General features: G+C 42.2%; 4 protein-coding genes and 1 pseudogene. 2 read left to right on the top strand and 3 right to left on the bottom strand.

Translation table 11 applies throughout. The features are described from left to right. Positions 1-1,785, bottom strand: a pseudogene (locus J0X13_RS14270) (hypothetical protein); the annotation flags it as partial. 395 nt (positions 1,786-2,180) lie between these two features. Between J0X13_RS14270 and J0X13_RS14265 the strand changes: the two are divergent. Further along, positions 2,181-3,770, top strand: a complete 1,590-nt coding sequence (locus J0X13_RS14265; protein WP_207072040.1) for a peptide chain release factor 3 — start codon at positions 2,181-2,183, stop codon at positions 3,768-3,770. A gap of 110 nt (positions 3,771-3,880) precedes the next feature. Further along, positions 3,881-4,312, top strand: coding sequence for a hypothetical protein (locus tag J0X13_RS14260; protein ID WP_207072039.1), 432 nt, complete (start codon positions 3,881-3,883; stop codon positions 4,310-4,312). A gap of 35 nt (positions 4,313-4,347) precedes the next feature. Here J0X13_RS14260 and J0X13_RS14255 read toward each other — a convergent pair whose 3' ends face one another. Both J0X13_RS14255 and rpoC read right to left on the bottom strand, forming a co-directional pair. Beyond that, positions 4,348-4,659, bottom strand: coding sequence for a DUF3467 domain-containing protein (locus J0X13_RS14255; protein ID WP_207029733.1), 312 nt, complete (start codon positions 4,657-4,659; stop codon positions 4,348-4,350). Positions 4,660-4,712: 53 nt separating this feature from the next. After that, positions 4,713-9,011 (bottom strand): DNA-directed RNA polymerase subunit beta', encoded by a 4,299-nt coding sequence (gene rpoC, locus J0X13_RS14250; RefSeq protein ID WP_207072038.1) that lies wholly within the window; start codon positions 9,009-9,011, stop codon positions 4,713-4,715. Positions 9,012-9,044: the final 33 nt, after the last annotated feature.

The raw sequence follows: 9,044 nt of genomic DNA, 5'->3' as shown, positions 1-9,044 counted from the left end.
GTTCCAAGTGGAATCGGGGTCGACCGTTTGGCTGTCAAGTTCAAAATCACATGGGTCCTGTGGGTCGGTTCCGTCCTCTTCTTCATCGCCATTCGTGACTCCATCGCCATCGCAATCCGCGGTCAGGTAATCACCGCTCTGCGGCAAGGTCACACTATCGGGATTGTAGTCGCATGGATCTAATGGGTCCGTGCCATCTTCTGTTTCATCCTCGTTGGTCACACCATCGCCATCGCAATCGGAACTGTTCCAAGTGGAATCGGGGTCGACCGTTTGGCTGTCAAGTTCAAAATCACATGGGTCCTGTGGGTCGGTTCCGTCCTCTTCTTCATCGCCATTCGTGACTCCATCGCCATCGCAATCCGCGGTAAGGTAATCACCGCTCTGCGGCAAGGTCACGCTATCGGTATTATAATCACAAGGATCTAATGGGTCTGTCCCATCTTCTTTCTCTTGTCCATTGCTCACTCCATCACCGTCACAATCAGCTTTTTTCCATTCTTCTGATGGCGAACAGTCTTGATTTTCCAGTACAAAATCACAAGGATCCAACGGGTCTGTCCCATCTTCTTTCTCTTGTCCATTGCTCACTCCATCACCGTCGCAATCAGCTTTTTTCCATTCATCGGAAACGGAACAATCTTGGTGTTCCAGTACAAAATCACAAGGATCCAATGGGTCTGTCCCATCTTCCTTCTCTTGTCCATTGCTCACTCCATCACCGTCGCAATCAGCTTTTTTCCATTCTTCTGATGGCGAACAGTCTTGATTTTCCAGTACAAAATCACAAGGATCCAATGGGTCTGTCCCATCTTCCTTCTCTTGTCCATTGCTCACCCCATCACCGTCGCAATCAGCTTTTTTCCATTCTTCTGAAGGCGAACAGTCTTGACTTTCCAGTACAAAATCACAAGGATCCAAGGGGTCTGTCCCATCTTCTTTCTCTTGTCCATTGCTTACCCCATCACCGTCGCAATCAGCTTTTTTCCATTCATCGGAAACGGAACAATCTTGGTGTTCCAGTACAAAATCACAAGGATCCAATGGGTCTGTCCCATCTTCCTTCTCTTGTCCATTGCTCACCCCATCACCGTCGCAATCAGCTTTTTTCCATTCATCGGAAACGGAACAATCTTGGTGTTCCAGTACAAAATCACAAGGATCCAAGGGGTCTGTGCCATCTTCATGCTCTTGTCCATTGCTCACTCCATCGCCATCACAATCAGCTTGGAGGTATTCATCACTTTGAGGAAAGGTAATATGTTCAGGATTGTAATCACAATAATCCAATGGATCGGTAGCATCTTCTTTCTCATCTTCATCGCTTACGCCATCACCATCTGCATCGGTGTCATCTCCTCCATCTCCACAGGCGCCCAATGTATCACCATGATCTAAATGAGCCTTAACTGAAGCGGGGGCTACGCTTATTGTATGATATCCATTTCGGGGATTGTTGTAACTTTTATCTTCTTTATGGCAAAGTAAAACTTTGTCGGGACCATTATAATTAGCTTCTTCACTATTATAATTACAAACACCGGTTTCTTGAGCATCAGAATTATTAGTCTCCCAATTTCTTTGCGTATTAAAGTCCAATGCCAAATTGGAACTATTCAACGTATAGCTATCACCAGTATCATCATGAGATATATTCCTGTTGTTCTCAAGAGAGCTTGGAACATTCTTAAAAGATGTAATATTAGGATATACTATAAATCCCAGAACCAGAAGTAAGACAAAAATTTTGCCCTTTCTAAAATCTAAGAAAGTAATTTTTTCCATAAATGATAAGTTTTGGTCAACTAATCACCATGGCTTAAAGAGGTCCTCGTAATTGTAAGAAAATTGGGGTTTTCCTGTTTGTTTTAATGTCACCGGCCCTTTGGACACATATAGACACAATTACGTCACATAGTTAAACTATTTGACTCTCACCTCCTATTTTTCTCGATAAAAGGCGATTTCCTCATCATTATTTACCTCATCTGCTTGTTTTACAAATGGATAAACCCCGTGTGAATGGCTAGCGAGCATAAAACGAGCGGAAATTACTTTTCTTTTTGGTTATGGGTAACTTTAATCCTCTATTTTTTTCCAATTATATTAACAATCCCGAATCATGCTAAAAATGAGTGGCAAAACATATAAATCCCCTATTTTTGCCGAAATTTTTGTTGATGGAATTTGAAAAGGAAATAGCAAAACGAAGAACTTTCGGAATCATCTCCCACCCGGATGCCGGAAAAACAACTTTGACTGAAAAATTACTCTTGTTCGGTGGTGCGATTCAAGAAGCCGGTGCTGTAAAAAGCAATAAGATTAAAAAATCGGCTACGAGTGACTTCATGGAAATTGAGCGCCAAAGAGGAATTTCAGTCGCTACTTCCGTTTTGGCATTTATTTATAAAGACAAGAAAATCAACATTTTGGATACTCCTGGGCACAAGGATTTTGCCGAGGACACTTTTCGAACCTTGACAGCCGTAGATAGCGTTATTGTTGTTATCGATGTGGCGAAAGGTGTAGAGGAACAAACGGAAAAGCTGGTGGAGGTGTGCCGCATGCGTAATATCCCCATGATCGTTTTCATCAACAAATTGGACCGTGAGGGTAAAGATGCCTTTGACCTTTTGGACGAAGTGGAGCAAAAATTGGGACTCACAGTAACGCCTTTAAGCTTTCCGATCGGCATGGGGTACGACTTCAAGGGAATTTATAACATCTACGAGAAAAACATTAACCTTTTTAGCGGCAATAGCAAAAAGAATATTGAAGAGACCATTGCCTTTGATAATTTAGACAATCCGGAACTTGAAAAAGTAATAGGAACAGAAGCCGCCGAAGAATTGCGCGGAAATCTAGAACTTGTTGAAGGGGTTTATCCCGATTTTGATAAAGAAGCCTATTTAAAAGGTGCGCTACAGCCCGTATTTTTCGGCTCTGCATTGAACAATTTTGGGGTTCGAGAACTATTGGATTGTTTTGTGGACATCGCTCCCTCACCTCGCCCCAAAAAAGCTGAAGAACGTTTGGTAAAGGCCAATGAAAAGGATTTTTCAGGCTTCGTATTCAAGATACACGCCAACATGGACCCTAAACACCGTGACCGTCTTGCTTTTGTTAAAATTGTATCCGGTACGTTTGAAAGGAATACGCCCTATTTACACGTTAGACAGGGAAAAAAGCTGAAATTCTCTAGTCCAAACGCCTTTTTTGCCGAGAAAAAAGAAATTGTGGATGTTTCCTATCCGGGTGATATCGTGGGGCTTCACGATACGGGCAACTTTAAAATCGGTGACACTTTAACCAGTGGGGAAGAGTTGCACTACAAAGGGATTCCAAGTTTTTCTCCGGAACACTTTAGGTACATCAACAACGCCGACCCGATGAAGGCAAAACAATTGTACAAAGGTATTGACCAATTAATGGATGAAGGGGTTGCCCAATTATTTACCCTCGAAATGAACGGAAGAAAGGTAATTGGAACAGTTGGGGCCTTACAGTATGAAGTGATCCAATATAGATTGGAACATGAATATGGAGCCAAATGCACTTACGAAAACTTCCCTGTGCACAAAGCTTGTTGGGTAGAACCTGAAGATGAAAAGAACGAAGAGTTCCAAGAGTTTAAACGGGTAAAACAAAAGTTTTTGGCCACTGATAAAAAGGGACAATTGGTGTTTTTGGCGGATTCGCCCTTTTCACTACAAATGACACAACAGAAATATCCCTCCGTCAAATTACATTATACTTCTGAGTTCGAATAGTATTAAGACACTAAGAACAAGCATCATACATTTCTGGATATGAAAGGGTTATCTTTTCATATGTCTTTTTTTTGTACATTGAATAGCATAACCAATTAAATAAAGAAATTATGACTACATCAGTAAAACCACCTACATGGTTCTGGGTGGTGAGCGTTATTGCGCTTTTATGGAATTTGGTCGGAGTTTTCAACTATCTCAATCAAGCTTTTAATCAAGTAGCCATTTTGGAAAGTTTGAACCAAGCGCAACGTGAGGCTTTTGAAAGCATACCGGCTTGGGCAACCGCAGCATTTGCCATTGCCGTTTTCTCAGGGACCATTGCCTGCATAGGGCTTTTAATGCGTAAAAAATGGGCGCGCCCTCTTTTTATCATCTCATTGATTGCCGCTATTGCACAATTTATCCACTGGCTGTTTATTTCCAATGCTGTTGAGGCTTTTGGACCTTCTACCTATGCCATGCCAGTAATCATCATTGTTATTGGACTCTATCTTATCTCTTTTTCCAAAAAAGGTATCCAGAAAGGTTGGCTAAAATAAATCATAAAAAAAGCCCCGAATATTCGGGGCTTTTTTTATGCTTCACCAGTAGGTCCGAAATTTAACGGAATTGCTGGTTGTTCGTAATCTTGTATAGTTCCGTGCGCCTGTTCAAATCGGCTTACATTATCATTTAAAGCCTTCAACAGTTTTTTGGCGTGTTGGGGCGTTAAAATAATCCTGCTCTTTACTTTCGCCTTTGGTGCACCCGGCATTAAACTAATAAAGTCTACAACAAATTCAGATACAGAGTGGTTGATAATCGCTAGATTGGAATACGTTCCCTCTGCGGTTTTCTCATCCAACTCTATATTGATCTGCTTCTGTTTTTTCTTTTCTTCAGCCATACTATTTAGTCTTAAAAACAAAAACCCCGGCTTAAGGCCAGGGTTTGTTTTATTTAGAATTTAAATTCCTCTTTTCGGGCCATGATCTCATCATACTCCTCTTTGGAACCTACGATAATACTATCATAATCCCTCATACCGGTACCGGCCGGAATCTTATGTCCTACAATCACATTCTCTTTCAAACCTTCCAAGGTATCCACTTTACCACTTACTGCGGCTTCGTTCAATACTTTAGTGGTTTCCTGGAACGATGCTGCAGAAATAAACGACTTGGTCTGCAACGATGCTCTTGTGATACCTTGCAAGATTGGGGTTGCAGTTGCTGCAACAGCATCTCTTGCGGTCACCAAGGTCTTATCCTCTCTTCTTAGAATAGAGTTCTCGTCCCTTAGCTCACGTACGGTCAAAATCTGTCCTGGTTTCAATCTTTCCGAATCACCGGCATCCTCAACAACTTTTTTACCGAAAATCTCATCGTTTTCATTGATAAAGTCGTCTTTGTGTACCAATTGATTTTCTAGGAAAATCGTATCTCCTGGGTCTTGGATTTTTACTTTACGCATCATTTGTCTCACAACAACCTCGAAGTGCTTGTCATTAATTTTCACACCTTGTAAACGATATACTTCTTGCACCTCGTTCACCAAGTACTGTTGTACTGCAGATGGTCCCTTAATGGACAAAATATCTTCTGGCGTAATGGAACCATCGGACAATGGCATACCTGCTCGTACGTAGTCATTCTCCTGAACCAAGATTTGGTTGGACAATTTAACCAAGTACTTTTTGATATCGCCTGTCTTGGACTCGATAATAATTTCACGGTTACCACGCTTGATCTTACCGAAGGATACCACACCATCAATCTCGGAAACAACTGCCGGATTGGAAGGGTTACGTGCTTCGAAAAGCTCTGTTACCCTTGGAAGACCACCGGTAATATCCCCTGCCTTGGCAGATTTACGTGGGATTTTTACCAAGATCTTACCTTCTTTCACCTTCTCATCGTCATCAACCATCAAGTGAGAACCTACAGGCAAGTTGTACGAACGCAATGTTTCACCTTTTCCATCCTTGATCAACAAGGTCGGTATCAACTTTTTGTTTCTGGTCTCGGAAATCACTTTTTCTTGGAAACCGGTCTGTTCATCGATTTCAACTTGATAAGTAACCCCTTGCTCAAGATTTTCGTAAGCAATCTGACCAGAGAACTCAGAAACGATCACACCATTATATGGATCCCATTCACAAATTATAGTTCCTTTGGTAATTTTCTCACCGTTCTTAATGAACAATTGAGAACCGTAGGGGATGTTATTTGTACTTAGGGTAATTCCGGTTTTTGGATCGACAATCTTAACTTCAGATGTTCTAGAGATTACAATATCGGTTTTACCACCTTCACTGTTTTCCCCTTTAACCAATCTTAGGTCTTCAATTTCAGCAATACCATCAAACTTGGACTCCAACTTGTTATCCTCGGAAATGTTACCTGCAATACCACCCACGTGGAAGGTACGCAAGGTCAACTGTGTACCTGGCTCACCAATGGATTGCGCGGCTACAACACCAACAGCTTCTCCTCGTTGTACCATTTTATTGGTAGCAAGGTTTCTACCGTAACATTTGGCACAGATTCCTTGTGGAGCCTCACACGTTAATGGGGATCTTACCTCTATTTTCTCGATTGGAGCTGCCTCTACCCTTTTTACATCGGCTTCATTGATTTCTTGTCCTGCTTTCAGCACAAGCTCTTCGGTCAGTGGGTTGTACACATCGTGCAACGATACCCTACCCAAGATTCTCTCACCTAAGGTTTCAACAATCTCCTCGTTTTTCTTCAATGGTTCTACTTCGATACCTCTCAAAGTTTCACAATCTTCGCTATTCACGATCACATCTTGTGAAACATCCACCAAACGTCTGGTCAGGTAACCCGCATCCGCCGTTTTCAAAGCGGTATCCGCAAGACCTTTACGTGCACCGTGGGTAGAGATAAAGTATTCCAAAATCGACAACCCTTCCTTAAAGTTCGAAAGAATCGGGTTTTCGATAATTTCACCACCACCAGCTGTAGATTTTTTAGGCTTGGCCATCAATCCACGCATACCGGTCAACTGACGAATCTGCTCTTTGGAACCCCTTGCACCTGAATCCAACATCATATACACTGAGTTGAATCCTTGCTTGTCCTCACGGATTCGTTTCATCGCCAACTCGGTCAGCATAGCGTTGGTAGATGTCCAAACATCAATTACCTGGTTGTAACGCTCGTTGTTGGTGATAAGACCCATGTTATAGTTCATCATAATACCATCGACCTGCTCATTGGCCTCGCCGATCATATCCTGTTTTTCTGCAGGAATAATAATATCACCCAAACTAAAGGATAGCCCACCTTTAAAGGCAAAATCGTATCCCATGGCCTTGATTTTATCCAAAAATTCAGCAGTTCTTGGCACATCGGTCACTGCAAGAATGTCCCCGATGATATTTCTAAGGGCTTTCTTGTTCAATACCGTATTGATGAATCCTGCTTGTTCTGGCACAACGGTGTTGAACAATACACGACCTACTGTAGTTTCAATGATTTTGTAAACCAATTCACCTTCTTCGTTAAAGTCTTTGGCTCTTACCTTAATACCGGCGTTAAGCGAAACTTTTTTCTCGTTGAAGGCTATCTCTACTTCTTCAGAAGAATAGAAGGTCAATCCTTCACCCAAAACAGGCTCTTCTTTGGTAGATTTCTTGTGCTTGGTCATGTAGTACAATCCCAAAACCATATCCTGAGATGGTACTGTAATCGGAGAACCGTTCGCTGGGTTAAGGATGTTCTGTGAAGCCAACATCAATAATTGGGCTTCCAAAATGGCCTCTGGCCCCAAAGGCAAGTGAACTGCCATCTGATCCCCATCAAAATCCGCGTTAAATGCAGTACACGCCAATGGGTGCAAACGAATCGCCTTACCTTCGATAAGTTTAGGCTGGAACGCTTGGATACCCAATCTGTGCAATGTGGGGGCACGGTTCAACAATACGGGATGTCCTTTAAGGACATTTTCAAGAATATCCCATACTACGGGTTCCTTCTTGTCTATGATCTTTTTAGCTGATTTAACCGTCTTTACAATACCTCTCTCAATCAATTTACGGATAATGAAAGGCTTGTAAAGTTCTGCAGCCATATCTTTAGGAAGACCACACTCGTACAAGTTCAATTCCGGTCCAACAACGATTACGGAACGAGCGGAATAATCCACACGTTTACCCAAAAGGTTTTGACGGAAACGACCTTGCTTACCTTTCAATGAATCGGAAAGGGATTTCAATGGTCTGTTTGATTCTGTTTTTACCGCAGATGCCTTTCTTGTATTATCGAAAAGAGAATCCACAGCTTCTTGAAGCATACGTTTTTCGTTCCTCAAGATAACCTCTGGCGCCTTGATTTCCATTAAACGCTTCAAACGGTTGTTACGGATAATCACCCTTCGGTACAAGTCGTTCAAATCGGATGTCGCAAAACGACCACCATCCAACGGCACCAACGGACGCAATTCCGGTGGAATCACAGGAATCACTTTCATGATCATCCACTCAGGGTTGTTTTCCCTGTTGTTTTGTGATTCACGAAGCGCTTCAACCACCTGAAGACGTTTCAACGCCTCAGTTTTACGTTGTTTTGAAGTTTCAGTGTTCGCCTTGTGACGCAGTTCGTAGGACAATTGCTCCAAATCGATTCTGGACAATATCTCGATCAAACATTCGGCACCCATTTTGGCGATGAACTTGTTTGGATCGGTATCCTCCAAATATTGGTTCTCGGTAGGAAGCGTTTCCAAAATGTTCAAATATTCCTCTTCGGTCAAGAAATCCATTTTATTGATTTCCTCACCTTCTGGACCTTTGGCAATACCCGGCTGGATAACCACATACCTTTCGTAGTATATGATCATGTCCAACTTTTTGGATGGCAATCCCAAAAGGTATCCTATTTTGTTTGGCAGCGAACGGAAGTACCAGATGTGCGCTACAGGAACCACAAGGTTAATGTGCCCCACACGGTCTCTACGTACCTTTTTCTCCGTCACTTCAACACCACAACGGTCACAAACGATTCCACGGTAACGGATTCTTTTATATTTACCACAGGCACACTCGTAATCCTTTACAGGACCAAAAATACGCTCGCAGAACAATCCATCACGCTCTGGTTTGTGCGTTCTATAGTTAATGGTTTCAGGCTTCAAAACTTCTCCACGGGACTCTGCCAAGATTGACTCCGGAGAGGCCAATCCGATGGAAATTTTGTTGAACCTTTTTTGTGCGTTATTATCTTTTATTCTAGCCATAACAATATGGTGATGATATAATTAATGTAATAT

It is taken from the genome of [Muricauda] lutisoli (nom. illeg.) (genome assembly GCF_017313105.1).
Lineage (GTDB): Bacteria > Bacteroidota > Bacteroidia > Flavobacteriales > Flavobacteriaceae > Flagellimonas > Flagellimonas lutisoli.
This window is presented reverse-complemented; position numbering and strand designations above follow the sequence as displayed.